The organism is Candidatus Saccharimonadales bacterium, assembly GCA_039928925.1.
Classification (GTDB): Bacteria; Patescibacteriota; Saccharimonadia; order Saccharimonadales; family Saccharimonadaceae; genus UBA6022.
Map to the genome: position 1 here is coordinate 284,700 of JBDSSF010000001.1, position 26,023 is coordinate 310,722.

The window sequence follows — 26,023 nt, forward strand, 5'->3', positions numbered from 1 at the left end:
ATTACTAATGTCAAACATTCTTATCGTCACAGGTAGCGCGCGCGAACTTAGCGTCGGCAATAAAATTGCAACAATCGTTCAAGAAGAACTTCAAAATTATGATGACGTCACCGCAACTATCGCAAATTTAAAAGAAATTGATTTGCCATTCTTTGACAATGAAACAGCTCCATCAGCACCAAACTTTTCGACTAGTAATGAAAAAGTACTTTCATGGACAAAGATGGTAGCGGATGCTGATACAGTTCTTCTCCTTATGCCTGAGTACAACCACTCACTTAGCGGCATTCAGAAAAATGCAATCGACTGGATATCTGCAGAATGGAATGAAAAACCAGTTAGTATTATTGGTTACGGATGGGGTGGCGCGGCGCTTGCTCATATCACCGCTAAGGAAGTATTTAGTAACCTCAAAGCAAAGTTACTCCCAACAACAACACACCTTCACTTCATGAAACAACTAAACCCAGATGGTTCAGCTGTAGATGGTCAGGATATCGCTGAGCAGATTAAATTAACTCTCGATGAACTTGTCGGCAACCTAAAGTAGCCATCACCACGTCGTTATATGGAAAAGGCCACTCGAAACTATCGAGTGGCCTTCGCCTTTTCTGCCTTGTTCTCCGCATCAGTCGATTTCGAGACTTTCAAGAAACATCTCGACAGTTAACTGGAATGCCTGGTGTGCTCGGACCCACGGGAAACATGAAGCAACCATGAGGTAGTGGTTGACGAGCGCCGGCCCTCGTTCGTACTCGTCAGCTCGTTGGAGACAGCGAATGAGATACTCTTCGCTGTCATCCTGCATGTTTTTCCGTAGCGTGATAAACCTCTTGTCACGCACGCTGACACTCGCAGCATCAGCTACAGTGTCAATGAATGGCATCATGTAGCATGACTGAATGGCTAATACGGACATAGCCATCCACGAGTTCTGAGCTGGAATCAATACCGGTGCGGGCCTTGGTTCCGATGGATCTTTGTAGCCGTCTGGGTACCACAGCCCTTCTTTGTAATGAACCACGACTTCTCCTTCGGGTAGGCATGAAAAGACGATAACTAGTATAATACAAGTATTTATTTATTATGTCAAACGTACACTAAGACCTAGCCCGCCGTAAACTTTACATATAAAAACTGGTATTTCTGGCGTGCTCATTTCGGTGCTAAATGCATAGCCCAACTCATTAAAATGCCAGAGATTTTTAGTAGACTCAATCCGATTACGGATGAGCCAACTTGCAAAAGCACCTCGCGCAACTTTGGCATGAACTACAACAAACTTAGGCTCATTTGTTTTTGGATCAATAGTTAGAAATCTTGGTGATATGATATCTGCACCTTTAAGATGCGGCAAAACTACTTTGGTATATTCAGCGGCTGAAAGATTGATGATCGGAACATCACTTGGTAGTATTTTAGCTATGCTATCTCCCCAGTATGTATAGAGATTTTTGTATCGCTCATCACTTAATCGATAGCCCATTTCTAGTCGGTACGGCATGATGCTGTCTAACGCACGCAGTACCCCGTAGAGTCCAGATAAAATATAAAGATGATCATTTGCATACCGTCGATCATTATCAGTAAATAACTGGGATTGCAGTCCGCTATAAATGTCTCCCAAAAAAGCATCAATAGCAGGTAGTTGCTCATGCGGATTAGTGTTCCATGATCTCATCATAGTCTGTGTAGTTGTAGCCATAGGAGACGAAAGTTGCATCGGCTTCATTAGTTGATCTGCTGAAAGAGTTGAGACAAAATTCGCTAATTCTACTGCGTTCTCGAGCAGTTGCGGTGCCTGATACGTGTTGTCGTCAGACTTTCTGCGCTGCATTGTTTTGGATGAATGAAGCAAGATTGTTAGCATAAGACTATCTTAACAGGAAACAAACAGTGTAAAATAGGGTAATAGAGGAGGTACAGTATGGGAGCACAGCAACAACGAACGGATGCCGGCACAATACGTCAGACAGCGAGCGGCAAACGGCAAGAAGCAGTAAAGTTTGTTCAAGCCGCGGCCGATGCTAGCGCAAATGCACAATATGACCAAGCGCAGGCACATACATCTCAGGCTGATAAGTTAAATGGCGAAGCAGCTACACTCGAGCAACAAGCAATGGAGATGGAGAAACTAGCCGATTCATCCGAACAAGAAGCAGAGCGACTCGAACAAGAAGAGCAAAAGTTGCGACAACAAGCTGACGATATCAAACGCAAGAAAGATGAACTACGCGGTGATAGTGGCTCATTTGGTATATTTTAATGGACGAAAAATTGACAATAGCCGTTCTCGGTGGCACTACACGGGTCCAGCGAGAATCGATAAAAGCCGCACATTACGTTGCTGAATTTGGTAGGCAACTGCAAGGTGTTGATATCATATTTGTTGATCCCAAGGATCTCAATCTACCAGGTGACGGCAATGATCCAGAAGCAAAAGATCCAAAGTATAGTGAGATTACCGCAAAAGCCGATGCATTTTTCATTGTTACACCAGAATATAACCACAGTTTCCCCGGTAGCTTAAAACGGATGCTTGATAGCGAACTTGGTAACTATAACCACAAACCTGTTGCTCTTGCGGGTGCGAGTAATGGTAACTGGGGCGGCATACGTGCGGTAGAGTCGTTAGTGCCAGCCATTCGCGAGACTGGACTCGTTGTCCTTAGTTGGGATGTGTATTTCCCATATGTGCAAAATATATTTAACGAAGATGGATCAATCAAAGATGAATTTGCTGATCGATATAATATAAGTCTCAGTAAGCTTTATGCCGAACTGATATGGATGGCAAAACTACTCCGTCAAGGGCGACGCGAACTAACTTCTTAAAAGAATCGAGCGCATCTCTTTACTCTGCGGCGTCAAAGTAAAGAGAGGAATATTATAACTTGCATTATATAAATATGCAGTGTTATAATGACTAGAGTACATTCCGGCCAGCAGGTCGGATTTTTTCATAGAAAAGGAGAACTATAGTATGGAAGATATCAATGTAAAACAACTTACTCTCGCGGTTCGAACAATCGCTGAAGAGAAAAATCTACCTGAAGAAGTAGTCTTATCCGTTATTGAGCAGGCAATTGCTGCTGCGTGGCGCCGCGACAATGGTGAACGTGACCAAGAGGTTCGCGCTGAGCTAAATGTTAACGACGGTACTGCTAATGTATTTGTTGCTCGTGAAGTTGTTGAAGAAGTTGGATCCGACGCTGTTGAGATTAGTCTTGATGATGCAAAAAAAGTCAAAAAAGACGCTGTTATCGGTGATAGCATTGAAGAAAAACACGAAGTAATTAGCTTTGGCCGTGTCGCTGCCCAAACCGCAAAGCAAGTTGTATTGCAGCGCCTTCGTGAAGCAGAACGTGAAGTTGTGCTTGAAGAATATGAAGACAAGATAGGTACAATCGTTACTGGTACTGTCCAGCGTGTTGAACCACGTGTCGTTCGTGTAGAACTTGGTAAGGCAACGGGTATTATTCCTCAGTCAGAACAAATACAAGGCGAATTTTATAGCATTGGGAGCCGTATCAAAGTATTCATCAAAGATATTGAACGAGACAACCGTGGCCCACAGCTTATCCTTAGCCGTGGTAATGAAGCATTTGTTGAGTTCCTGTTCCGCCAAGAAGTTCCTGAAATGGAATCTGGTGCTGTCGAGATCAAAGCTATTGCTCGTGAAGCTGGTCGTCGTACTAAGTTAGCAGTTGCAAGTACTGTTCCAGGTGTTGATCCTGTTGGAACATTTGTTGGTGGTCATGGAACACGTGTCCAGGCCGTAATGAACGAAATTGGTGATCAAGAGAAGATTGACATCATTACATTTGATGAAAATAACGAACAGTTCATCAAGAACGCTCTTAGCCCAGCTGAAGTAGCAAAAGTACAGATTGATGAAGATAAAAAACGCGCAACTGTCTATGTCAATGAAGACCAGCAATCAATCGCTATTGGCCGCGGTGGTCAAAACGTTCGCCTTGCAAGTCGACTAACAGGATACGAAATTGATATCGAAACTGCGGTAAAAACAGCAGATAAGCCTGCGAGCGAATCAAAGCCACGAAAGAACATCGAAGATGATCTTCTTAGTGCGGTCGAAGAATCAACTGAAGAATAATCAAACAAGACTGATAAAAAATCCATCCACTCAAAAGGGTGGATTTTTTAGTGAAAAAGTATTCACTGCTTAATTTACATCATAATTTCATACTAGTATTATGAATAAGCAACCATACAACACATTTGATTTACCAACTCGTCATTTAACAAGTAACGATTATGTTCCACCAAAAGCACGTCGTTCAGAAGAAATTGAAAGGAGACATAATTTGCCAGCAGGTACCGTTCTTGCTGAACAACAGCGTGATGGGCTGATTGTCGCCCAGACAATGCTTGAGAACGTAGTAGAGCCAGAAGATATTGATTTTGTTACTAACATCGTTGCCATGAGTGGTATTAATACTAGCTGGTATAGTTATGGCCGTGGCGCTGAAGTCATGCGTCGTCGACTAGATCTTCCTACACTTGCATCAGACGATGAAGACTGGCGTGAAACTAGAGAAGGACTACTTATAAAAGCTAAAGAGGGGCTAGTCTCTGCTGTCATTCTTACCGATATTTTTGCTCGCTCAACTGCAGAGCGTGGTAGAACTACAGGGATAAAGCGACGCGTAGGTAGGCATATGGGTAACATATCACTCCAACTTGCCTGTGTCCGACTAGGTAATGCGCCAGCTGCACTCAGTGCATTTGACACACAAATTATAGTAAGAGACCATGCACTAGAAACACTCGAAGCATCTAGAGTAATGAGTCAACAAATAGGCCTTCATCCATCGATTGCTCAGTTTGCTGATCCAGACAGTGAAACTGCAATCTATCTTCGTAGACAGGCTCCGAACGGTACATATGACGCCTACGAACAGGCAGTTGCTGAGCTTCGTAGCGCAGCCTAAATATGAAATGTTTTTTCGGTAAAAAATAATTTGTTTGTTTCGTAGAGACCAACAAGTGTCTGCATATTAGGAAGCATGTCTTTATTTGAAAAGTCAGGCGAACTGTCCCAATAATATTCTGCAAGTTCATTATCTGCCTCAAGTTCGCCTTGAATATCATCACAGCCAAGTAGGGTAAAGTGAGTAAAACTCTCCAATGCATCTCCTTGATAAACGCGAAAGTACCCACTTCCTCTTACTGTAAATTCGCCACTAAGCCCAGTTTTAATTTTGCATTCTTGTGCAGCAACCTCAATTGAACTCGCAGTAGGTGTTGGTTGAGCATGCATAAAACCAGTCATTCCCAGTAAAGGGTGAGTGCGTCGCTTGTAGAGTAGCCATGAGCCATCGCTTTTGCGTCGAATCGCAAGAAGAAGAACTGAATACGCACGGTCGATCAGTCGACTCTGTTGTTTCAGTGCTCCTTTACCAACGCGTCTTCCCTCGGGGGTTAATGCGTAGTGTCCGTCGGATGTTTTGATAACATATCCTTCTGAAATAACTTTTTTAAGATGATAGTTAAATAGTTTATTATCAATATCATCAGGCTTCAGCTCACTAAAACGCATACTATCTGCGAATGCGAGGTGGTAGACGATTGATTTACCGATGTGATGATCAAGCATGAATGTAGTATATCAGGTACTTAGTATCACTTGGTAAGACGAACATATTCATATAATTGACTTATGAGCAACAAGAAAGTATATTGCTTTTAGGTATGACGTGCCCAACGTCATGCACGAGGCCCTAGGAGGATATTGTGTGTAAGGTTTGTGACAGAATTGGCCAGCCGCACTTCATCACCGAAGTTGCGGGCGATGAAGAAGTTGTCTGGTACCCTGAAGGTACAGTTGCCGATGATGGCACGATGACGAGGAACGAATGGATCCTCAAGTGCCCCGAGCCTGGTGAGCTGAAACAGCTTTACGACGCGCTTATCTACGTCGGTGGACTGGTGATATCGGAAGATGAGATCAGGTTCGATATCAAGCTTGATGATCTTGGGCAATTCCCGCCCCGCATCACTGAGCTTGCGATGCTGATCATGGACGTTCCGAGGATCAAGCGGGATTTTGCCGAAGTTGCTCGAAGCAATAAGGACAAGTTCCGAATCGTCGGCGGCTCATCCAACTAGGGCCTCAAGGCCACTCCTCGGTCCTCGCGACCAGGAGTGGCCAAGAGCCAAGATATTATTGTAAAATACGCTCATGCTATTGACGCCCTACTGGTTGTCAGGCGTATACTAAAGAAGGTCATGTGAGTACTGGTGGAGAACCTTTTTACCTACAGACCTTTATACCCAAAAACTAAAGCCCGTATACACACCTACTACTTCGGTGGTAAAGCGTCCCTACACGGCTTCATATTCAATCGCTACTTCAGGTGATACAGCAGATTTCATGGCGGTGAACATCTGTCTCCTCGTAGCTTACCCATAAATTCCGCAACTGACACACTTTTCTTGCTGTCAGTTTTTTGTTCATAAAAAATAAATCTTTTTATCTACGGGGAGTTCAGGATATGAAAACAGCAACAACAATTAATCGACCAGTCGACGTAACAGCAATAGGATTTGGACGTGATCTACGTGTCTATCCACGCTGCATGGAGTATGGTGGCATCAGCTATCGATTCCTAGACGCCGGACTTCGCACTGTCATTCGTAGCGGTGAACATATCGCACAAATCTTGACAATGAGCGATGGAATCAGCGATTTTCGCCTTCGAAGCGATAATCGCGGCGGAAGCTGGACGCTACTGAGTATGACTCAGTAGCACGTGAACGGGAGGGCCTACGGGCCCTCTTTTCATGATAGAATGGAAAAAGATATTGGTAAGTAAAGAGGTGGGTATGAGAAAAGAAATTATCATTGGCTCTATTGCGGTCGTAGTCCTTGCTGCTGTTAGTATATGGCTAATAGCTAATGCCTCAACTAAAGACGAAACAGTGATGATGCAAACGAGCTCAAATGACAATGTACACAGTGCAAACTAACATGTAAATAAATAGATATTTTAATGTGGGTGTATAATGGTATACACAATAGTAAAACCAAAGGAGGTACATAATGGATACAATGAATATCATAGGATGGATCGTCTTAGGCGGACTTGCAGGTTGGGTCGCTTCCATGATTATGGGACGTGATGCACAGCAGGGTATTCTAGGTAATATCGTTGTCGGTATTATCGGAGCTTTTATCGGAGGATTTGTAATGAGTCTCTTCGGTGGATCAGGTGTTACAGGATTTAACTTTACGAGCTTCCTCGTAGCACTTCTAGGTGCTGTCATTGCACTATGGGTACTAAAGAAAGTCGGTGGAAAGAAATCTGTCGCCTAATAACCATCTTATAAAAAATAAATTAGCACTCGCTTGACCCGAGTGCTAATTTTATTTATAATGGAATATAGTAAGCAAGCAAATATGATAAAACGCTTGCGCTACACTCACGGAGGATTGATAATAAAGTTATGGCAGATGATTTCGCGGAATTCGTATCCCACTTAACGGATAATGCCCGGACCAGCTTGCAACACGCTGATGCGATTGCACGTGGATACGGGAGTGCCTATATAGGTACAGAGCATTTGCTACTTGGCGTGCTAGCTCAAGGTTCTTCAGTTGGTGCAAAATTACTTGCAGATGCAGGTGTCACACTTGATCGTGCAGAACTAGCGCTCAACTTAACTCCTCGAACACTTATTGTCAGTACTGGTGCTAAAGGCTTGTCTGAGACGGCAAAACTGACACTTAAAATGAGTTGGGACATTGCTCAAGAATTCAGCCAGGATTATCTTGGCACTGAGCATATTCTCTATAGTATTCTTAGCCAGAAAAATGCACGTGCGACAATGTTACTCCGAGATATGAATGTTAACCTTGTTGAGCTAACCAGTGAACTTGAAGAGTTCTTTGATCGTGAGCACAGCCATTATCAGGAAGCAGATGCGGAGAATAGCCAAAAAACAAAGAAAAAAGCTGGTCGTGGTGGTGCCCTTGAAGTATTTGGTACTGATCTTACGGCACTTGCAAGGCGCGGAGAATTAGATCCTGTTGTTGGACGTGAAGCTCAGGTCGAGCGTATGGTGACTATCATTAGTCGCCGTACTAAGAATAACCCTGTCCTTATTGGCGAACCAGGCGTTGGTAAGACTGCGATTGTTGAAGGCCTTGCTCAGCGCATAGTCAGTGAAGACGTGCCCGATCACTTACTTGATAAGCGAGTTGTCCTGTTGGATCTTGCAGCGATGATAGCTGGTACAAAATATCGTGGTGAGTTTGAAGAGAGACTTAAAAAAGTTGTTACTGAATTAAAACAGCAGAATAATGTCATCATTTTTATCGATGAGTTACATCTTTTGGTTGGTGCAGGGGCTGCTGAAGGAGCACTTGATGCTGCCAATATGCTGAAACCAGCACTCGCACGTGGTGAACTTCATATGATTGGTGCAACTACACTTGAAGAGTATCGTAAGCATATAGAAAAAGACAGCGCTCTAGAACGCCGCTTCCAGACAATTGTTGTTCCTGAACCGACAATGAAAGAGACTATCGCCATTCTAAAAGGTCTTCGAAGTTACTACGAGCTTCATCATAGTGTCAAACTGAGTGATGAAGTACTCGAAGATGCTGCCTATATGGCTGATCGCTACGTTAGTGAACGTTTCATGCCAGACAAGGCTATTGATGTAATTGACGAAGCAGCAGCGCTTATACGTGTTAAATCTGGTCGAAAACCTAGCAAGCTTCGTGACCTTAATCGTCAATTGAATAACTTGAACGAAAAAATGGAAGATGCTGTTGCGTCTGAAGATTACGAGCGGGCCGCTCTTTACAAAACACGTATTAGCCAAATAAATGACAAAATTAGCGATATTTCACAATCTGCTGAACAAAAGGCGCCTGTTACTGTGACGACAGACGATGTTGCACAAGCGGTAGCGACTATGACCGGCATTCCTGTAAAACGTATCCAAAAATCAGAAGCAAAGCTTTTACGTAATCTAGAAAAACACCTTGGCAAGTATATTATCGGACAAAAAGAAGCTGTTGAGAAAGTAGCAAGGGCTATCAGGCGCTCTAGAAGTGGCGTCGCTAGCCAAAAGCGACCAATCGGCTCTTTTGTGTTTATGGGTCCAACCGGAGTTGGTAAAACGGAGCTTGCTCGTGTACTTGCGAGCGAAGTGTTCGGTAGCGATGACGCACTCATCAAAATTGACATGAGTGAATTTGGTGAACGACACAATACGAGTCGCTTACTTGGTGCGCCTGCTGGATACGTAGGTTATGAAGATGGTGGACAGCTTACGGATAAGATTCGTCGTCAGCCATACAGTGTCGTACTATTTGATGAAATAGAGAAAGCTCATCCTGACGTATTCCAAATACTTCTTCAGTTGCTCGAAGACGGTAAGATGACAGACGCGAAAGGTCGTTCAGTCAATTTCAGTAATACAATCGTTATTTTAACGAGTAATCTAGGTGCTGAGCGAATGATGAAAGAATCAAGTCTTGGATTCCACGCCGTTACGAAACAGGACGAGAAGAAATTAGAAATTGCTCATGAGGAAAACCAAGCAGCTGCTAATGATGCACTGAGTGGTATGATGCGGCCAGAACTTATTAATCGTTTTGACGCAGTTCTTACATTCCGAGCTTTAACCCGCCAGGAAGTTGGACACATTTTTGATAACCTCATCGATGAACTCCAGACACGATTAGTTCGCAAAGGAATTCATCTAGTAATAAAGCCATCTGCGAAAAAACTACTCATTAACAAAGGCTACGATGAAAAGTTTGGCGCAAGGCCCCTTCGACGTGCGATCCAAGACGAGCTTGAGCATCGACTTGCAGATGGTATGCTTTCTGGTGAATATGAGAAGGGTAGCGTTCTTACGATTGTGGCTAAGAAGGATGAAATTACGATAGATGTCACGCGCGAAGTCTAGTCTCACTTCACTCATTATTTTACTTGTGTTTGCTGTGGTTGCCGGGGCACTATACTTTAACCGCCAATGGGTGGTAGATGAATTGAGTATTTGGCAGTTTAAACCAAGCAGCGAAGTAACAGCGCTTGCCGAAGGTTCTAGCTTAAATGACAATGGCAAATTTATCTATTACGCGAGTCAGCCCAGCATAGAAAGTACACAGCATTTTAATGATGTCTGCGGCACTACCGAACAGTCAACTGCGATTTTAGGATGTTACTCAGCTCAGAGAATATATGTATATAACGTCACTGATGTGCGACTTGATGGTATTAAAGAAGTTACCGCTGCGCATGAAATGTTACATGCTGCTTACCAGCGCCTTAGTGATGCGGATAGAAAAAACGTCGATTCATTACTGGATGTTGAATATAACAAGCTCAAAGATGATGCGAAATTTGCTGAGCGAATAGCATTCTATGCAAGAAGTGAACCAGGTGAGCGTGACAATGAGCTCCATTCCATTATTGGTACTGAAGTTGACTCGGTGAGTCCAGCTCTTGAATCATACTACAGTCGCTATTTTACTGATCGTAAAGTAGTGCTTGGTCATTACAGTAAATACTCTACTGTATTTAAAGAAATTGAAGACAAATCGAATGCACTATCTGCGAGCTTAACAACGCTAGGATCTAAAATCGAAAAGAATACTGCACAATATAATAGTGATGTTAAATCACTTAATCAAGATATTCTTGATTTCAATACAAGGGCAAATAACGGTAGCTTCTCCTCGCAATCAGAATTTGCGTCTGAACGTGCTGCCCTTTCTGCGAGGACATCAGCACTTGATGTAAAGCGAGCTCAAATAGCAGCTGATCTTGTGACGTACGATGCACAGCGCAAAGAGCTACAGGCAATATCAAGTGAGTCAGCGGCGCTTAATCGTAGTATAGATAGTAAGCTTGCCCCAGCTCCTAGTTTGTAATAATATCAGGTATAATAAGGACAATGGTTAAATCAAAATCTCTTTTCATATGTCAGAATTGTGGCTCTAGTTACCCTAAATGGACAGGAAAATGTGATAACTGCGGCGAGTGGAACTCGCTTGTTGAACAGGCAGTCTCGAATGGCAAATCTGTTGTAGCAAGGGGTGCTAGCAGCGGCAAAGTTTTACAGCCACAAACAATGCAGTCAATTTCACTTGAAGATACAGTCGCCAGACTTGCGACTGGCTTCTTGGATCTTGATGATGTACTTGGTGGTGGAATTTTACCTGGTGGAGTTATCCTCATGGCAGGACAGCCAGGTATTGGTAAAAGTACACTTCTTCTTCAGATGAGTGCGTATATAGCTGGTTCAGTACCGGTGCTTTATGCAAGTGGCGAGGAGTCAGCATCACAAGTAAAACTCAGAGCAGAACGTCTAGGGGCAAACAAGAGTGAAGCGCTCAGCTTTGTTGCAAGCACCAGTGCCGATGATATTGCCGCAACAATTAGATCAGGTATTTATAAACTTGTTATTATCGATTCTATACAGACGTTGAGTCTTGATGAAATTACGTCAGCGCCTGGTACAGTCAGTCAAATCACAAATAGTAGTAATGTCATTATTCGTGCTGCTAAAGAATCTGGGGCAGCGGTCGTTCTTGTTGGTCACGTGACGAAAGAAGGTAGTATTGCAGGGCCTAAGGTACTTGAGCACCTTGTTGACGTTGTTCTGCAGTTTGAAGGTGATCGGTATGGTGGTTTTAAAGTTGTACGTGCAATAAAGAACCGGTTTGGCTCAACTGCCGAAGCTGCTATTTTTGAAATGGACGAAGGAGGTCTTCGATTAGTAACGAATCCTTCAGCTGCGCTTCTTGCTGAGCGACAAAACTCAGACGGATCAGTTGTTCTTGCGACCATAGAAGGGACAAGGCCGCTCCTCGTAGAGATTCAGGCACTTGTCAATCCGACTAATTTCGGGTATCCTAAACGTACTGCCAGTGGATTTGATCTAAATCGTCTTAACCTGTTGATCGCTGTACTTGAGCGACGCACTAAGTTGAATTTATCGGATAAAGACATTTATATCAATGTTGTTGGTGGACTAAAGCTCAGTGACCCAGCCGCAGATCTTGCAATATGCATTGCAATCGCAAGTGCCGCTGCCGGACGCAGATTAGGCGACGAGATTGTTGTATTTGGTGAAGTCGGTCTTGGTGGTGAAATCCGCAGTGTCGTTAGTAGTGACCGTCGTATAGCTGAAGCAAAAAAACTCGGATTTAAAGAAGCAATTGCGCCTAAGTCTACAAAAAAGAACTCATTTATAAAGGGTGTTGGCGATCTTCGTCAGGCTCTCATAGACTATTTACAGTAGTCAGAAAGAACATACATGGAATCAATAAATATCTCATTATTTCTAGCTATTATTTTGCTAGCAATTCTTGCCGAAGTCACATACCTAGTGGTTAAATTACCTCGTCAAAATATTAACCGTAAACAATCTAGGCCGATCTTGGTAGATACCTCAGTTCTCATCGATGCTCGTATTATTGCCGTTGCTCAATCTGGTTTCATTGGAGACACACTTGTTATACCACGTAGTGTTATTGGGGAATTACAATTTCTAGCAGATAACGCTGATCATGAAAAACGCACGCGTGCACGTCACGGACTCGATGTCGTCAAAGAACTACAGTCGATGCCTGAAGTAGTCGTAGAGATCCTCCAGGACGGTAGTAAGGCCGAAGAAGGCGTCGATGAACGTCTTTTAAATCTTGCAAAAAAATACAATGCAGTGATATGCACAATTGACTTCAACCTCAATAAAGTCGCAACTGTCGAGGGTATCACAGTACTCAATGTTAATGAACTCGCAAAAAGTCTTCGTATGGCGTACCTTCCAGGTGAAAGAATGCTACTCGAGGTGACACAAAAAGGCCAGGACAAACATCAAGCTGTCGGGCACCTTACTGACGGCACGATGGTTGTCGTTGAACATGCATTTAAGCAAATAGGGAAAACAGTTGAAATAGAATTTATCCGAAGTTTACAAACGGCTGCTGGAAAGATGATGTTCGCAAGACTCGTTGAACTTGAAAAACCAGAGCCAAAGCAAACACCTGTAGAGGTGGTTATCGCAAAAGTTGAACGACCAGTTAAACAGCATATTGATCATTCAGATAGACAAACGAAAAAACCTGCCGGGAGACAGCAACCTGTAGTTTTCCATAGTGATGACCGTGATCAAAAACGTGTCGAGAGAACAAATCGTCCTTCTCGTGGTCCAAAAAATGATACCAAGAATCAACAGCCTCGTGTTTCTCATAAACCAAAAACATCCGCTCAGCGTGAAGCAGCCTTGATTAACCTTGTCGATAGCCAAGATTAATCGCTACTAGTTTTTCTTACTACCGTGTGCACTTCAAGGTGCAGCGACGAAGGTAGTTGTTGCTCCACCGGTATAGTAACCACTGTCTGTGGCTGTTGCTGTAACTGATACTGTTCCTGCAGCAGTTGGAGTGTAACTTGTCACGTAGCTTCCGCCAGCTGGTAAGGTAGCTACGGCTGCACCACCAGCTGTGACATCAACTTGCTGAATTGGATCGGTACCTTGCGATACAGTGATAGTTATCTTGTAAGAGTTTGCACCACCTGACCCAGAGCCTTTACCGCCGATAACTATATTGGAAACAGTTGGTTTAACGTCGGTACACTTATGGAAATCATCATCTGCAGTTGCGTCGTATCCGTCAGGTGCAGTGATAACTTCTTTATTTGTAATCGGATCAATGATCTTATTAACATTCACATCAATCTTTGCACCATCAGGTGTGCATGCTGCTGCTTTTTTCTTTGAAACCTTATCGAATGTTATTGACGCATTTGTTTGTGACTGAGCTTTGTTGTACCAAGAAGGGTATAGCTCGCCGTTTATTGTTTGGATACCGGCAGGGGCAGTAAACCAATCTCCAGGTTTCCATTTACCTTCCTGTTGGTAAACTTCTTTATGTGCGTACTCCATAACCTTACCGATAATGATGGCAGGAAGTGAAGAGTTACCGTTTTTAAGAATCTGTGTATCTGGGTTACCAAGCCATACGCCCATTGTGATGGCTGTGCTATAGCTCATGTTCCAGATATCTTTAGCTTGTCCGTCTTTGTCTGAAGTACCAGTCTTAGTGGCTGTACGCACTCCTGGAACGACAAGGCCGTAGAAGTTGCGACCATAGAGCCCCGAACGTGCATTATCATCGTTTAGGATATCACTGACTATATAAGCAGCTTGTGGGTCAACGATTTGTTTACTTTCATCTTTCCACTGCTTAATGACCTCGCCGCCGCTATTTTTAACTTCAAGAACAGTGCTTGTTGGCTTATAGACACCACCACGTGAGAGTGACGCAAATGCGTTGACGTGATCGATTTGTCTCGTTCCACATCCACCAATAGCAGCTGAGAGCCCAGCTTGAGCATCGGCACCTTGTGTACAGTAATTTGTATCACCCATATCACGAATTGTCTTCATCGTTGCGTCTTGTCCTGCAACGTACATTGCTTTAACCGCAGGAACATTTCTTGATAGGGCTAAGCTTTTGCGGATAGGTATGTTGCCCAGGAACTTGCCATCTGCATCGCGGAGCGGAGCACCGTATTGTTTTGCGAAGTCATTTGCGTCAGACAAAATACTCCCACTACCGTAGTTTTGCTTGCCAGCTGGTTGCTTAGAAAAGAGCTGAGCATAGACAAGAGGCTTGATGGTTGAACCTGGCTGGATATATGCCATGGCTGCGTTATCTTGGCCGAACCCTGGATAGTTGAAGTCCCTACTGCCGACCATTGCTATAATTTGTCCAGTTTGACTATCTTCGACAGTTGCCGCACCATTTGAGAATCCTGCACTTACTGGTGTCTTGGAGTTGAACATATCAGTCATAGCTTGTTCTGTCTTTGTCTGAATACGAAGGTCGAGCGTCGTCTTTACTGTAAGGCCACCGCGACCAACAGTAGCTTTACCTAGCTCTTGTTCTAACTGTGAGCGAACCATTTGCACAAAGTGAGGTGCTTTAATATCTTTGAACTGATCACTTTCTGGTTTGATTGTGTCAAGGATAGGGTACTTTTTAGCATCGTCACCCTCTTTTTGCGTGACGTATCCCTGGGTCACCATGTTATCTATGACCTTATGCTGGCGTGAGATTAGGGCATCATGACCCTCAGTGTTATATGGATCATATAGTCCAGGTTGGTTTGGAATTGCTGCGAGAAGAGCTGCTTCTGGTAATGTCAGATCTTTTGATGATTTACCAAAATAAGTCTGTGCACCGGACTCAACTCCGTTACGGCGTCCACCATAAGGAGATTCATTTAGGTACAGATCAAGAATTTGATCCTTGTCGTACATGCGTTCAACTTCGATAGCTAAGATAATTTCCTTAATTTTTCGAGGTATACCATCAAGCCCACGCGCTTGAGCCTGGTCGGCGAAAAAGACCTGCTTAACTAATTGTTGCGTCAGAGTTGAACCACCCTGGACGCTTTGACCACTTGCATTATTAAGAAGTGATCGAGCGATACCACTTGGACTAATTCCACCGTGCTTATAAAAATCCTGGTCCTCGATAGCGACGGTTGCTTCTTTCATTAGCTTGCTAATGTTATTACCATCAACTACTAGAGTATAGTTGCCGTCACCCTTATCTTCCCAGAGAAGCTGATCATTACGGTCATAATACTTCGTGACAGTTGTCTGAACTCGTTTTGCAAGTTCACCGGGACGAATCGCATCAAGATCTTTGCGGTAATAGGCAAATAGTGCACCAACTGCAAGAACCATGAACAGGACACCGATACCAACGATCTTAAGTGCCATAAATGCACCCTTTTTACTAAACCAGTATCCAGCAACGCGTTTTGGATGCAGTCGATAGAGAAGACGCTTAACGGGATGCTTTGGAAGCGTAGCTAAATACTCAGCACGTTTTCGTGCTGCGCCGTCTTTTTTCGTTTTACGTTTATGAGCTAAGTTAGAGTACACGCTCATGTTGCGTGATTTAGTAGATTTTTTGGTCACGTATATTTACTTCCCATAAGCAGTATTATCATCCATTATAGCACTTTTATTCGCGTGACTAGGTCTTTTTTTGCTATACTGACAGGTAATGACAGATAGGAGATAAAATGACACTTTCCGAAGAATTAGCCTGGCGTGGGTTTGTAAATCAAATGACTTTTACCGACATAACTGAACTTGACGGTAAGCCTATCTCTTTTTATTTTGGCGTGGATCCAAGTGCTGATAGTATGACTATCGGTAATTTAGCTGCAGCAATGATGGTTCGACACTTTATTGATCATGGGCATAAGGCATATCTGCTTGTCGGTGGTGCTACGGGTATTATTGGAGATCCTGATGGCAAAAAAGATGAAAGAAACCTAAAAACCCTTGATGAAATTGCTAAAAATAAGGCTGGGATTGCAGCGCAGTATAACCAGGTTTTTGCAGGTAAAGATTTCACAATTGTCGATAACTACGATTGGTTCAAAAATATTAATTTCATTGATTTTCTAAGAGACGTTGGAAAAAATGTCCCAACGAGTCAAATGCTTGGTCGTGATTTCGTACAGTCACGGCTTGGTGACGGCGGTGCTGGCATTAGCTATGCTGAGTTTAGCTACTCACTCATTCAGGGGTATGACTTCGTTCATTTATCAAGAGAATATAATGTTACTCTGCAACTTTGTGGAGCTGATCAATGGGGCAACTCACTTGCTGGAGTCGATCTCATACGTCGCATGGATGGTAAAGAAGCACACGTATACTCAATACCACTCGTTATTAATAAATCAACAGGCGTTAAGTTTGGTAAGAGCGAAGGTGGTGCTATTTGGCTTGATCCTAGAAAAACAAGTGTTTACCAGTTTTATCAATTCTGGCTTAACGTCGATGATGCTGGAGTTATCGATTATGCTAAGGTATACACAATCCTTGGTAAAGACGAGCTTGAAGCTCTTGAGAGCAAGCACCAAAGTAATCCCGGCGCTCGTGATGCTCAAAAAGCGCTCGCGCATGAAGTGACGACACTAGTTCACGGTAAGGCTCGCACGGAATCTGTCGAGCGTGTGACTAATGTTCTCTTTGGAGATCTAAAAGTAAATGCACTCAGTGATGACGATCTAGACGCACTCGCAGCAGAGATTCCATCTGTCGATGCTGGTAAGTCTGTCGTAGAGGCGCTTATCTTAGCTGGAGCAGCGACAAGTAATGGTGGAGCACGACGCCTAATCGAAAGTGGTGCGGTGTCAGTGAATAGTGAAAAAGTGACCGTTGATCATGCAATCACGGCACTATCACTTCTTAAAAAAGGTAAAAATAACTTTATCCTTGTTCGTTAAGCCGCCTGGCGGAAATGCGGCTCTTTGTTACACTAGTAGCAGTCATGAACATGTCAACATCGCTCGACAAGGTTAAAGGCATCGGTCCAAAGACCGGTGAGCAGTTTGCTCTTGCTGGTCTACGAACAGTTGGGGATCTTATCGATTTTCTTCCCCGAGCGCATGAGGACTTCTCGGAGGTGGTATCAATTATCGATGCAACTCCAGGTAAGATGACCATTAAAGCGAGATGCGAAAAAATTGCCACTCGACCAGTTCGTCGTGGGCTGCGTATTACAACTGCAACTCTTGCTGACGACACAGGTAAGCTACAAGCAGTTTGGTTTAATCAGCCATATAGAGCAACGCAGCTTGCGAAGTCAGAAGGCGAATTCTATTTTTCTGGCGAGTTTGAATTTAACTACAATAGATATCAACTTACTAACCCGAGTGCGGAAAAAGTTAGTGACATGCCCGTACAAACCGATCGTCTACTCCCGGTCTACCGTGCAATCAAAGGGCTAAAGAGCCCACTTGTGCGTAAGATTTTAGCTGAGCTACGCCCGCTCATGACAATGCTACCCGATACACTTCCAGATAACATTGTTACATCCGAGAAACTATTAACACGATCCAATGCTGTTCTTGGGATGCATTTTCCAAAAACAGCCCAGGATATCAAAGATGCAAGGGAAAGACTCGCTTTCGAGGAACTGTTTCAGTTACTTCTTGCGAGTCAGTTCAACCGACAAGAAAATGCAGCGCTTGTTGGATGGCACATACCATTTGATCAATCAATCGTTGCGGGATTCGTAAAGCAATTGCCATTTGAGTTAACCGGAGCTCAGCGCCGGGCTGCATGGGAAATTATTCAGGACTTTGAGCGCAAAGTGCCCATGAACCGTTTACTTCAGGGTGATGTCGGGTCGGGAAAGACAGTAGTTGCTGGTCTTGCGGCCAGGCAGGCAGCCCACGCAGGATTTCAAACTGCTCTCATGGCACCGACTGAGATCCTCGCAACGCAGCATGCTGAGACGCTCTCAAGACTTCTTGAACCATTCGATGTAAAAGTAGGTTTACTTACGGGTAGCGTAAAAGGTGTCGCACGTAAAACACTTTATGAGCAGATATATAATGGCTCAGTTGATGTTGTCGTAGGGACACACGCCCTTATTCAAGAAACGGTACACTTTAATAAACTTGGTTTCGTTGTCATTGACGAACAACATAGATTCGGAGTTGCTCAGCGACAGGAACTACTTAAAAAATCCAAGCACATGCCACATCTACTTGCGATGACGGCGACGCCAATTCCTCGTAGCCTCGCGCTAACAGTTTATGGAGAGTTAGATGTATCTATTCTCAATGAACTGCCAAAAGGCAGAAAGCCAATTGAAACTAAAATCTGGTCTCCCAATAGTCGCGCTCAGTTATACGATAAAGTTGATATTGAAATCGCTAGCGGCAGGCAGGCATATGTTATTTGTACATTGATTGATGATAACCCAGATAATGAAATAAAGAGTGTACAGGCTGAATTCAAGAAGCTGCAAAATTCAGTATTTAAACATCGTCGTATCGGGTTACTGCATGGCAAATTAAAATCTGAAGAAAAAGAAGCAGTCATGTCGTCGTTTTCTAGAGGTGATATAGACATTCTTGTGAGTACAACTGTTGTTGAGGTGGGCGTTGATGTACCAAATGCTACCATTATGCTCATTGAAAACGCAGATCGATTTGGTCTCAGCCAGCTGCACCAGTTACGTGGACGCGTCGGGCGTTCATCACATCAAAGTTATTGTTATCTAATTATGAGCGATAGCAGCAAGCCAACAGCAAGATTAAAAGAGGTAGAAAAATCAAATGATGGTTTTTATCTTGCCGAGGTTGATCTGAAGCTACGTGGACCGGGCGAGATCTATGGGCGATCGCAGCACGGGGCTTTAAACCTACAAATTGCAACTCTTGGTGACACGAAGCTAATTGCAAGAGCACAAAAGCAAGCTCGTCGATTCGTCGAAAGTGGTGCTGATTTGCTACAATATAAACAGTTAGCTGATCAAGTGTCTAAATATCAAAGGTTAACGACGCTAAATTAAACACAAATTTATGTATTCTGGAACTACACTACGTACAAAATCTGGTCTATTGATGGGTGTGCATCAAAAGATTGATCGTGTCGCTCGTCGCCACATCAAGCCGTACCTCTCAAGGGAGGCTCATTTTCCAGTTATTCACGACATCCTTCATTTCGAAGGATTAAATGGTCCAGACGGTATCAAACGCAAAAGCCCTGCACGTGACGAGCCGTGGCACTACGTTGATCCATCAAACGGATCAGATCGTGAACTTATTACTATGATTCTCGACCACATCGAGAACTTATCTGTCGCACTGCGTGACAATAACAATGAACGTGCTGCGTTTGAAGCTGCATGGATGGCTCATGCTATTACAGATGGTCTCACGCCAGCTCATCACTACCCACTTGAAGAAAAATTAGAGGAACTTCGTGGCGGTGAAGGACTTGAAACGCGTACATCGACAAAAGATAAACTTGTCATTCCTGGCAAAAATCGTCGCGAACAACTACGTAATAACTGGGAATTTTGGGGTGCTAAGGGAGTCATGACGACACACCTTGCATTCGAAATGGGCGTTGCGACAACGATCGTTTCAGCACGTTTTGAGGATGCTGGTCCATCTCAAAATGATATTATTCGACTTCAAAGTGACGGATTTGAAGCATTGTTTCACGAAGCTCTTCAGCGTGTGGCTCATATGAAAATGTATGAAGAGTTTGGCCGACTTGGCTGGACTCGGCACCTAGCGATTGAAACAAACGAAACGCTTATACCTGAAATTATTAAAACAGTTGTACTTGGTTGGTATCAGGCAACGATTAAAGCCAAAAAATAGATATGAACATTCGAATCATAAGCGGGACATATGGTGGTCGCCAAATTGAGGCACCTGACGGCTCTCAAACACATCCAATGAGTGAGCGAATTCGAAACGCGCTATTTAATAGTTTGGGTCAGTTAGTAAAAGATGCCACTGTGCTCGACGCATTTGCGGGTACGGGTGCTGTCGGGTTAGAAGCGCTAAGTCGTGGAGCGAAAAAGGTGACATTTGTTGAGCGTGATCGTATAGCACAAAAAGTACTCGCGCGTAATATTGAAGTGCTCGGAGCAGCTGATCAGGCAAACATTATCAGGTCGAGTCTTGGTAGTTGGTTACAAAAAAATGACGTACAAAAGTACGATATTATTTTCGCTGATCCACCCTATCATGACACACAGTTTTCCACAGTATCAGAATTATTTGCACTATTAAAACCAAGTGGATATATGATATTATCACATCCAGGTAGGGGTGAGTTGCCAACCAAAAACGGAGTTGTTGTGGTGGACAATCGTAGTTATGGAAACGCGGTACTCACCTTCTACCGCCGTGATAGCGCTGTTTAGGCGTTTTTTTTATGACTCAAAATAATCCCTCGAAATTTCGAGGGATTACAGACTTATGACGTATCCAAAGTCGTCGATAACATCAACGCATTTGGATACGAGAGGCGGGGGCCATCTCGCACCACCAAGAGCCAGGTATCGCTCAGGTCGTCGGCCTACTTGTAGGATGTGACTCTGACGGTGAGATCTTCCAGCCTGTAGAGGCTCAGCTTCGTGTTGCCCTGTCGGGTCACCACGACCGCTTTAGCTCTGCGCCAGGAGCCAAACCACCAGTACTTTTCGTAGATCTCGAAGGTGATCGACTCACCGTTAGGGAAGACGTTGTCATCGAGAACGACGAACTCCTCTTCGAGGAGATCTCCCTGATGATGGAACTTGATGACATCGACCATCGGAAATGCTTCTCTGATCGTGTAGCAGCTGGACTGCCCCGATCGGACGAGCTTGTAACCGAACATACGATCTCCCGCCTCTAAAGTCCTGCAGTTAGCAGGTAGTATGTATTAAACCACAGAATTATTAAGTTAGCAAAAGTAGTATATAAAAAGCAGCCCCCAAGATTTCTCTTAGGGGTGCGATCATAACGTAGGACTGTTATAGATCTATAGTAGCATCAACATCTAAAAAATACAAGTGTGGCTCCATCAAAGTGGCGTGATGATGATAAAAATAGATTACATTTATATTTTACTTGAAATAGAAAATAGAGACCATTTGGTCTCTATTTTCTATGGTACGCGAGAAAGGACTTGAACCTTCACGCCCGGAGGCACTAGCTCCTAAGGCTAGCGTGTCTACCAATTCCACCACTCGCGCGTTCAACTATTATATCAAAGATAGTCTGAGAGATAAAGCTCACAAAAGTATGGTGCTTGTGCTATGATATAAAAATGATAGTATCAGGGAGACAGAGAGGGTTATGAGTAAAGTAGCGACGTACCTACAGGAGCATATTCAAGGTGAGGTTTCGACTGATCCAGCAACCCTTAGTCATATGAGCACTGATCTCAGTGTCCTTAGTATTAAGCCTGAAATGGTTGTATATCCACGATCATCGAGCGATATTCGCAAAATAGCCAGATTCTCATGGCAGCTTGCTGAAAAAGGACATATCTTACCTTTAACAGTTCGTGGTGACGGAAGTGACCTTACTGGCGCAGCAATCGGTAGCGGTATTATTATTGCAACAACTGCCCATCTAAATAGCCTATTTGAATTTGATCAAAAACAGAAGCTAATTAGACTTCAACCTGGCCTTAGCCTCAAAAGTCTTAACGATGCTTTGTCTCTGCAAGGCATGGCCGTTCCGCCGCTTTCAAACGTTGCCTACGGAACGATTGGCGGTGCTGTCGGTAACAACGCTACAAGCCCATTATCTGGCAAGTACGGTGACATCAGAGAATGGACTCATCAACTCGAGGTTGTACTTGCTAGTGGGGACATGCTACAGACAGGGAGACTTTCAAAAAGAGACTTAAACAAGAAAAAAGGTCTCCAAGGCTTCGAAGGTCAAATATATAGAGAACTAGATCATCTCATCGAAGACAACAAAGTTCTTATTGATAATAATGCGCCTGAAAATGTCCGAGATAATGTTGGATATACATCGCTCGCAAAAGTTAAAAAACATGACGGATCGTTTGACCTCACTCCACTTATCGTTGGTAGTCAGGGGACACTTGGCATTGTATCTGAGCTTATTTTAAAGACTGATTTTGTCAGTGATAAGTGGGCAGCAGCAGCAATCTCGTTTGGCGATCTTACTGAAGCTCGGGACGCTGTCGATCAACTGCGTAAGTACGATCCGACTATCTTAGAGTTCTATGATGGTGAATTATTTGCGGACGCATTAGAACGCGGCAAAAAATATGATTTTTACGATGAGACAATAACAAAAGCAGTCGTGATCATAGGTTTTGATGACTTTAGTGATCGTGCTAGGGCAAAGAAACTCAAGAAGTTAACAAAATGGGCACAAAATTTACCAGTTAAACTCTTGACCGGACTAGACACTGAAGCAGCCGCAGTCCTCGCTCTAAGAGAAGTTACGATATTTAGGGTTAATCCGAATAAAAAGGATATATCATCGCCACCACTATTTGATGGTGCCTATGTACCGTGGGAGCGATTTGAAGATTTCTCAATAGCGGCAAGACAGCTCGCAGAAAAGCATCGTGTTTCATTGCCTCTCTATGGTCGTCCCATAGAAAATGTCTACTCAACACGGCCCCTTCTAGAGCTTAAAAAAGTGGGTGATAAACAAAAAGTCTTTAAACTACTTGATGAATACTCAAATCTTGTTGTACACCACGGCGGTCACTTGATCGGCCAGGATGGTGAAGGTCGTTTGAAGGCACGTTTTGCCCATAAACAACTTGATGATGACATTCTTGCCGTCTTTAATGAAGTAAAGCGAATTTTCGACCCGCATGGAATTTTGAATCCGGGTGTCAAACAATCGACCGATATGAAAGACCTTGTATCTCATCTTCGTCCAGACTATGACACAAGTAAGTTCGCCGACTACTCAATCTATAACTAGGTTGAAATAAAGCTTTCGCTCGGATATTATACTTTTGGTATGCACGAGTGGCGGAATGGTAGACGCGCTAGCTTCAGGTGCTAGTGTCCTTTGGGATGTGGAAGTTCGAGTCTTCTCTCGTGTACCAAACAGAACGAACGTCGTTTATTGCGACGTTCTTTCTCTTGTCAGAGTAGGTTACGACATCTATCGGTGCGGTCACCATCGTCTGTTTCATAGTCTGAACCGGTTCAAGATATTTAATGGGTTGAATTCGTATGCTTCCATTAGCAAAGATCATGCGTTCGCCGAGTTTTGACAGTACTTCGCGTTGTTTGATCGGATCGTTACTGTCGAAATCTGATTTTGCATATTTTGCTAGGTCGAAATACTCACGTGCTTCCTCGTGAACATGTCTTTCAGTATCGTTCGTATTTTCAGATTGTTGTCGTAACATCTTGAGTCGCTGCTCAATCTTTTTCCTCTCACCGTCATAGAACACCTCATCACATCGTCCAGTGTAGAGCATGCGCTGTAAACCATACATTTCCCCCTCAGTGTCGTTAAGGGCTTTCTGCTGCGCTGTGCGGACTGTTTCACGCTGTTTTTCTTGCTCATCATTCCATTGGTTTAGGTGTTTTATTGCGAACTGATAAAACTCATCACGGATTGTATATCGTGATAGCTCATTTTTTACCATGTCGGATAATTGTTGCGGCTTTAACTTTACTTTATTCGGACAATCAAAATTCTGTCGTTTATTGGTGCAATAGATGTATTCAAAAGCCTGCTCATTGCCGTTTTTGTATTTACGTATTTTTCTTGTATAAGTGATCGAACAGCCACATTCCCCACACTGGATCATTCCACGATATACACTGAAATAATCAAAACCACGTTCGATCATAGGCCGTTGATGACTTATTTTACTTAATCGCGCCTGTACCTTATCGAATTCAACTTTCGTAATCATAGGCAAATGTTGACCTGGATGTAACTCTTTGTTGAAGTTGAGCATGCCATAGTAAAAGGGATTGCGAAACATTGCATATACCCCAGACACGCTTAGTGGAGTTCCGCCCCGCTTCCTTCTTTGGATAGATTTCAATCCTAACTCTTTGTCTGCTTTGCGAGCTATCTCGCTAATTGTCAACGATGGATCCATTGCCCATGTCCATAATTGTTTGTATGACTGCCAGCGTTCATCGTCAGGCACAATAATATTTCCACGTAGAGGGTCAGTCGTATTTAAGTACCCCATAGGTGCAAGATGCGGTAACCAGCCTTTTGCTACCTTGCTACTCATGCCGCGTTTGATATCACGTTGCAAATCACGGCTAAATTGCGTGGCCATGCCCGCTTCGACAGTAAACATCAAAACGTTGTCTTCGGGAAAATAATCACGTTCGGCTGTGGCAAACATCTTCAGTCTACCCTCTATAAGAAGTTGTTGAATCAGACCCGATTCCAGAGGGTTTCGAGCAATACGGTTTAACTTCCAGCAAAGAATACCATCAACTTTTCCAGACTGAATCATTTCAACTAGTCGGTCGAATTCTTGTCGCCGGCCGGGTATTTTAGCAGATCTGGATTCGGACAATATGGCGTCATTGGCAATTGTAATGCCACGATGAGATGCGATACTACGCATAATATCAATCTGGTCACCGATTGACTGAACTTGTCTATCTTCATCTTCAGTAGACTTACGTGCATATATCACAAAACGTAATTTACTTATATCTCTATCATGCATGGCTTTCTCCAACTAAAAAGGCGGCTTGGTTGTTGACACAGTACATAGCACGAAGCCATTTTCCGATACCAAGCCGCCATTTCAGACGGAAAACAAAAGGCTCGCGCCAGATATGTACAGTGTCAACATGTATTATTGTAATGCAATTATTAATCATTGTTAAGCTCTCGTGGTTGTAATCCAGCGACAAGTGCTATTAGATTTGATGCTTCGATGCTCGCGATATCATCGCTCAATTGAACTCCATACTGACGATAGTATATCGCTTGAAATTCTTTTATTGTTTCGTCATTCAACCGCATAAAACCTTAAAAAGGGATGTCCTTCAGATATTCAGCTATGGGATCATGTGCATCGTTAGCATTAGGTTGCGTATCCAAATTACGATACGCTTCGTCCAAGTCCTTGGTGTATTGTTCGTGACTAAAATTATCCATCTCTTCGAGGGTGGGAGAATGATCACGTTGCATCTTTTCGTTTCGCATGTACGATGACGTGGGAATAAGAAAATCGGCTTCGTAATCATGTCGTGCAACTTGTTCTGCACGTTTACGATATTCATTTTGACGTCGTTCTTGTAAGATACGCGAGTCTATTTCAACACCAGGTTGGTATGATTTGGGTATATACTGACCTTCTTTGGCACGTGCATTTTTCACGTATATACCAAACAAAGCACCTGGATTATTAACTCGCCTGCCTGTTAAAACGGTATGCAACCAGTATTCTACGCGTTCCGTACCGAATTGATTAATAACCCCACAATACCACGTTCGCCATTGCGCATTATCAAAGGTATCGACCAATTTATCAGCCAATTTATCAACTGCTTCAACGTCAGTATTCAATTGGTTTTCTGTGTATGTGGACAGTTGTGTACGATTGCCATTAACCAGGTACTCAATTGGTTTATTGGAATCATTTGTATCAGTTTGGTTTACAGTAGGCATATGTCAATTGTTGAACATAATGGCCATTTCACCCGTAACGT

25 protein-coding genes and 2 tRNA genes are annotated in these 26,023 nt (G+C 43.5%); 19 read left to right on the plus strand and 8 right to left on the minus strand.

Annotation, left to right across the window (positions count from 1 at the left end; genetic code table 11):
- Nucleotides 1-7: 7 nt before the first annotated feature.
- A complete protein-coding gene (locus ABIS22_01500) occupies nt 8-550 on the plus strand; it encodes an NAD(P)H-dependent oxidoreductase (protein MEO7740572.1) in 543 nt (180 codons plus the stop codon).
- A 78-nt stretch (nt 551-628) separates the two neighbouring features.
- Here ABIS22_01500 and ABIS22_01505 read toward each other — a convergent pair whose 3' ends face one another.
- Both ABIS22_01505 and ABIS22_01510 read right to left on the minus strand, forming a co-directional pair.
- Entirely contained in the window at nt 629-919 is a 291-nt protein-coding gene (locus ABIS22_01505) for a hypothetical protein (GenBank protein MEO7740573.1), read from the minus strand.
- Nucleotides 920-1,084: 165 nt separating this feature from the next.
- On the minus strand, nt 1,085-1,870 hold the full coding sequence (locus tag ABIS22_01510) for a YaaA family protein (GenBank protein MEO7740574.1): 786 nt from the start codon (nt 1,868-1,870) through the stop codon (nt 1,085-1,087).
- Between the two features lie 57 nt (nt 1,871-1,927).
- On the opposite strand from ABIS22_01510, the gene ABIS22_01515 reads away from it, so the two are divergent.
- The 4 genes from ABIS22_01515 (at nt 1,928) to ABIS22_01530 (ending at nt 4,955) form a co-directional block, all read left to right on the plus strand.
- Nucleotides 1,928-2,266, plus strand: coding sequence for a hypothetical protein (locus ABIS22_01515; protein ID MEO7740575.1), 339 nt, complete (start codon nt 1,928-1,930; stop codon nt 2,264-2,266).
- Nucleotides 2,266-2,835 carry an NAD(P)H-dependent oxidoreductase gene (locus ABIS22_01520; GenBank protein MEO7740576.1) on the plus strand — a complete coding sequence of 190 codons (570 nt, stop codon included), beginning with the start codon at nt 2,266-2,268 and terminating at the stop codon, nt 2,833-2,835. Before ABIS22_01515 ends, ABIS22_01520 begins: the two co-directional genes overlap by 1 nt.
- Nucleotides 2,836-2,983: 148 nt before the next feature.
- A complete protein-coding gene (nusA, locus tag ABIS22_01525; protein ID MEO7740577.1) occupies nt 2,984-4,117 on the plus strand; it encodes a transcription termination factor NusA in 1,134 nt (377 codons plus the stop codon).
- Between the two features lie 100 nt (nt 4,118-4,217).
- Nucleotides 4,218-4,955 carry a hypothetical protein gene (locus ABIS22_01530; GenBank protein MEO7740578.1) on the plus strand — a complete coding sequence of 246 codons (738 nt, stop codon included), beginning with the start codon at nt 4,218-4,220 and terminating at the stop codon, nt 4,953-4,955.
- On the opposite strand, the gene ABIS22_01535 is transcribed toward ABIS22_01530, so the two are convergent.
- Complete coding sequence (locus tag ABIS22_01535; GenBank protein ID MEO7740579.1) at nt 4,952-5,620, minus strand: hypothetical protein; 669 nt, start codon at nt 5,618-5,620, stop codon at nt 4,952-4,954. The genes ABIS22_01530 and ABIS22_01535 overlap by 4 nt on opposite strands.
- Nucleotides 5,621-5,757: 137 nt before the next feature.
- On the opposite strand from ABIS22_01535, the gene ABIS22_01540 reads away from it, so the two are divergent.
- The 8 genes from ABIS22_01540 (at nt 5,758) to ABIS22_01575 (ending at nt 13,302) form a co-directional block, all read left to right on the plus strand.
- Complete coding sequence (locus tag ABIS22_01540) at nt 5,758-6,132, plus strand: hypothetical protein (protein ID MEO7740580.1); 375 nt, start codon at nt 5,758-5,760, stop codon at nt 6,130-6,132.
- A gap of 386 nt (nt 6,133-6,518) precedes the next feature.
- Nucleotides 6,519-6,773 (plus strand): hypothetical protein, encoded by a 255-nt coding sequence (locus ABIS22_01545; GenBank protein ID MEO7740581.1) that lies wholly within the window; start codon nt 6,519-6,521, stop codon nt 6,771-6,773.
- Between the two features lie 76 nt (nt 6,774-6,849).
- Nucleotides 6,850-6,993 (plus strand): hypothetical protein, encoded by a 144-nt coding sequence (locus tag ABIS22_01550; protein MEO7740582.1) that lies wholly within the window; start codon nt 6,850-6,852, stop codon nt 6,991-6,993.
- Nucleotides 6,994-7,075: 82 nt separating this feature from the next.
- A complete protein-coding gene (locus tag ABIS22_01555) occupies nt 7,076-7,339 on the plus strand; it encodes a GlsB/YeaQ/YmgE family stress response membrane protein (GenBank protein MEO7740583.1) in 264 nt (87 codons plus the stop codon).
- A gap of 131 nt (nt 7,340-7,470) precedes the next feature.
- Complete coding sequence (locus ABIS22_01560; protein MEO7740584.1) at nt 7,471-9,948, plus strand: ATP-dependent Clp protease ATP-binding subunit; 2,478 nt, start codon at nt 7,471-7,473, stop codon at nt 9,946-9,948.
- Complete coding sequence (locus ABIS22_01565; protein ID MEO7740585.1) at nt 9,929-10,915, plus strand: hypothetical protein; 987 nt, start codon at nt 9,929-9,931, stop codon at nt 10,913-10,915. The genes ABIS22_01560 and ABIS22_01565 overlap by 20 nt, the downstream gene beginning before the upstream one ends.
- 23 nt (nt 10,916-10,938) lie before the next feature.
- Complete coding sequence (gene radA / locus ABIS22_01570; GenBank protein MEO7740586.1) at nt 10,939-12,288, plus strand: DNA repair protein RadA; 1,350 nt, start codon at nt 10,939-10,941, stop codon at nt 12,286-12,288.
- A 15-nt stretch (nt 12,289-12,303) separates the two neighbouring features.
- Nucleotides 12,304-13,302, plus strand: a complete 999-nt coding sequence (locus ABIS22_01575) for a PIN domain-containing protein (GenBank protein MEO7740587.1) — start codon at nt 12,304-12,306, stop codon at nt 13,300-13,302.
- A gap of 33 nt (nt 13,303-13,335) precedes the next feature.
- On the opposite strand, the gene ABIS22_01580 is transcribed toward ABIS22_01575, so the two are convergent.
- On the minus strand, nt 13,336-15,984 hold the full coding sequence (locus ABIS22_01580) for a transglycosylase domain-containing protein (protein MEO7740588.1): 2,649 nt from the start codon (nt 15,982-15,984) through the stop codon (nt 13,336-13,338).
- Between the two features lie 107 nt (nt 15,985-16,091).
- On the opposite strand from ABIS22_01580, the gene tyrS reads away from it, so the two are divergent.
- The 4 genes from tyrS to rsmD are packed head-to-tail and all read left to right on the plus strand — an operon-like array spanning nt 16,092 to nt 20,755.
- On the plus strand, nt 16,092-17,306 hold the full coding sequence (gene tyrS, locus ABIS22_01585) for a tyrosine--tRNA ligase (protein MEO7740589.1): 1,215 nt from the start codon (nt 16,092-16,094) through the stop codon (nt 17,304-17,306).
- Nucleotides 17,307-17,350: 44 nt separating this feature from the next.
- Nucleotides 17,351-19,384: an ATP-dependent DNA helicase RecG gene (gene recG, locus ABIS22_01590; GenBank protein MEO7740590.1), complete on the plus strand. Its 2,034-nt coding sequence runs from the start codon at nt 17,351-17,353 to the stop codon at nt 19,382-19,384.
- Nucleotides 19,385-19,394: 10 nt separating this feature from the next.
- Nucleotides 19,395-20,204: a hypothetical protein gene (locus tag ABIS22_01595; protein ID MEO7740591.1), complete on the plus strand. Its 810-nt coding sequence runs from the start codon at nt 19,395-19,397 to the stop codon at nt 20,202-20,204.
- A 2-nt stretch (nt 20,205-20,206) separates the two neighbouring features.
- Nucleotides 20,207-20,755 (plus strand): 16S rRNA (guanine(966)-N(2))-methyltransferase RsmD, encoded by a 549-nt coding sequence (gene rsmD, locus ABIS22_01600; GenBank protein MEO7740592.1) that lies wholly within the window; start codon nt 20,207-20,209, stop codon nt 20,753-20,755.
- 155 nt (nt 20,756-20,910) lie between these two features.
- Here rsmD and ABIS22_01605 read toward each other — a convergent pair whose 3' ends face one another.
- Both ABIS22_01605 and ABIS22_01610 read right to left on the minus strand, forming a co-directional pair.
- On the minus strand, nt 20,911-21,213 hold the full coding sequence (locus ABIS22_01605; protein MEO7740593.1) for a hypothetical protein: 303 nt from the start codon (nt 21,211-21,213) through the stop codon (nt 20,911-20,913).
- A 273-nt stretch (nt 21,214-21,486) separates the two neighbouring features.
- A tRNA-Leu gene (locus ABIS22_01610) sits at nt 21,487-21,571 on the minus strand.
- Nucleotides 21,572-21,674: 103 nt separating this feature from the next.
- Between ABIS22_01610 and ABIS22_01615 the strand changes: the two genes are divergently transcribed.
- Together ABIS22_01615 and ABIS22_01620 are read left to right on the plus strand one after the other, a co-directional pair.
- Nucleotides 21,675-23,297, plus strand: coding sequence for an FAD-binding oxidoreductase (locus ABIS22_01615; GenBank protein ID MEO7740594.1), 1,623 nt, complete (start codon nt 21,675-21,677; stop codon nt 23,295-23,297).
- 41 nt (nt 23,298-23,338) lie between these two features.
- Nucleotides 23,339-23,424, plus strand: a tRNA-Leu gene (locus ABIS22_01620).
- 1,757 nt (nt 23,425-25,181) lie between these two features.
- On the opposite strand, the gene ABIS22_01625 is transcribed toward ABIS22_01620, so the two are convergent.
- Both ABIS22_01625 and ABIS22_01630 read right to left on the minus strand, forming a co-directional pair.
- Nucleotides 25,182-25,334 carry a hypothetical protein gene (locus tag ABIS22_01625; protein MEO7740595.1) on the minus strand — a complete coding sequence of 51 codons (153 nt, stop codon included), beginning with the start codon at nt 25,332-25,334 and terminating at the stop codon, nt 25,182-25,184.
- Between the two features lie 6 nt (nt 25,335-25,340).
- Nucleotides 25,341-25,982, minus strand: coding sequence for a hypothetical protein (locus ABIS22_01630; GenBank protein MEO7740596.1), 642 nt, complete (start codon nt 25,980-25,982; stop codon nt 25,341-25,343).
- Between the last annotated feature and the right edge of the window lie 41 nt (nt 25,983-26,023).

Excerpts from the sequence above, each read along its gene's own strand:
- ABIS22_01500 (MEO7740572.1), top strand. The coding sequence starts at position 8 with ATGTCAAACATTCTTATCGTCACAGGTAGCGCGCGCGAACTTAGCGTC.
- ABIS22_01505 (MEO7740573.1), bottom strand. The coding sequence starts at position 919 with ATGTCCGTATTAGCCATTCAGTCATGCTACATGATGCCATTCATTGAC.
- ABIS22_01510 (MEO7740574.1), bottom strand. The coding sequence starts at position 1,870 with ATGCTAACAATCTTGCTTCATTCATCCAAAACAATGCAGCGCAGAAAG.
- ABIS22_01515 (MEO7740575.1), top strand. The coding sequence starts at position 1,928 with ATGGGAGCACAGCAACAACGAACGGATGCCGGCACAATACGTCAGACA.
- ABIS22_01520 (MEO7740576.1), top strand. The coding sequence starts at position 2,266 with ATGGACGAAAAATTGACAATAGCCGTTCTCGGTGGCACTACACGGGTC.
- nusA (MEO7740577.1), top strand. The coding sequence starts at position 2,984 with ATGGAAGATATCAATGTAAAACAACTTACTCTCGCGGTTCGAACAATC.
- ABIS22_01530 (MEO7740578.1), top strand. The coding sequence starts at position 4,218 with ATGAATAAGCAACCATACAACACATTTGATTTACCAACTCGTCATTTA.
- ABIS22_01535 (MEO7740579.1), bottom strand. The coding sequence starts at position 5,620 with ATGCTTGATCATCACATCGGTAAATCAATCGTCTACCACCTCGCATTC.
- ABIS22_01545 (MEO7740581.1), top strand. The coding sequence starts at position 6,519 with ATGAAAACAGCAACAACAATTAATCGACCAGTCGACGTAACAGCAATA.
- ABIS22_01550 (MEO7740582.1), top strand. The coding sequence starts at position 6,850 with ATGAGAAAAGAAATTATCATTGGCTCTATTGCGGTCGTAGTCCTTGCT.
- ABIS22_01555 (MEO7740583.1), top strand. The coding sequence starts at position 7,076 with ATGAATATCATAGGATGGATCGTCTTAGGCGGACTTGCAGGTTGGGTC.
- ABIS22_01560 (MEO7740584.1), top strand. The coding sequence starts at position 7,471 with ATGGCAGATGATTTCGCGGAATTCGTATCCCACTTAACGGATAATGCC.
- ABIS22_01565 (MEO7740585.1), top strand. The coding sequence starts at position 9,929 with ATGTCACGCGCGAAGTCTAGTCTCACTTCACTCATTATTTTACTTGTG.
- radA (MEO7740586.1), top strand. The coding sequence starts at position 10,939 with ATGGTTAAATCAAAATCTCTTTTCATATGTCAGAATTGTGGCTCTAGT.
- ABIS22_01575 (MEO7740587.1), top strand. The coding sequence starts at position 12,304 with ATGGAATCAATAAATATCTCATTATTTCTAGCTATTATTTTGCTAGCA.
- tyrS (MEO7740589.1), top strand. The coding sequence starts at position 16,092 with ATGACACTTTCCGAAGAATTAGCCTGGCGTGGGTTTGTAAATCAAATG.
- recG (MEO7740590.1), top strand. The coding sequence starts at position 17,351 with ATGAACATGTCAACATCGCTCGACAAGGTTAAAGGCATCGGTCCAAAG.
- ABIS22_01595 (MEO7740591.1), top strand. The coding sequence starts at position 19,395 with ATGTATTCTGGAACTACACTACGTACAAAATCTGGTCTATTGATGGGT.
- rsmD (MEO7740592.1), top strand. The coding sequence starts at position 20,207 with ATGAACATTCGAATCATAAGCGGGACATATGGTGGTCGCCAAATTGAG.
- ABIS22_01605 (MEO7740593.1), bottom strand. The coding sequence starts at position 21,213 with ATGTTCGGTTACAAGCTCGTCCGATCGGGGCAGTCCAGCTGCTACACG.
- ABIS22_01615 (MEO7740594.1), top strand. The coding sequence starts at position 21,675 with ATGAGTAAAGTAGCGACGTACCTACAGGAGCATATTCAAGGTGAGGTT.
- ABIS22_01625 (MEO7740595.1), bottom strand. The coding sequence starts at position 25,334 with ATGCGGTTGAATGACGAAACAATAAAAGAATTTCAAGCGATATACTAT.
- ABIS22_01630 (MEO7740596.1), bottom strand. The coding sequence starts at position 25,982 with ATGCCTACTGTAAACCAAACTGATACAAATGATTCCAATAAACCAATT.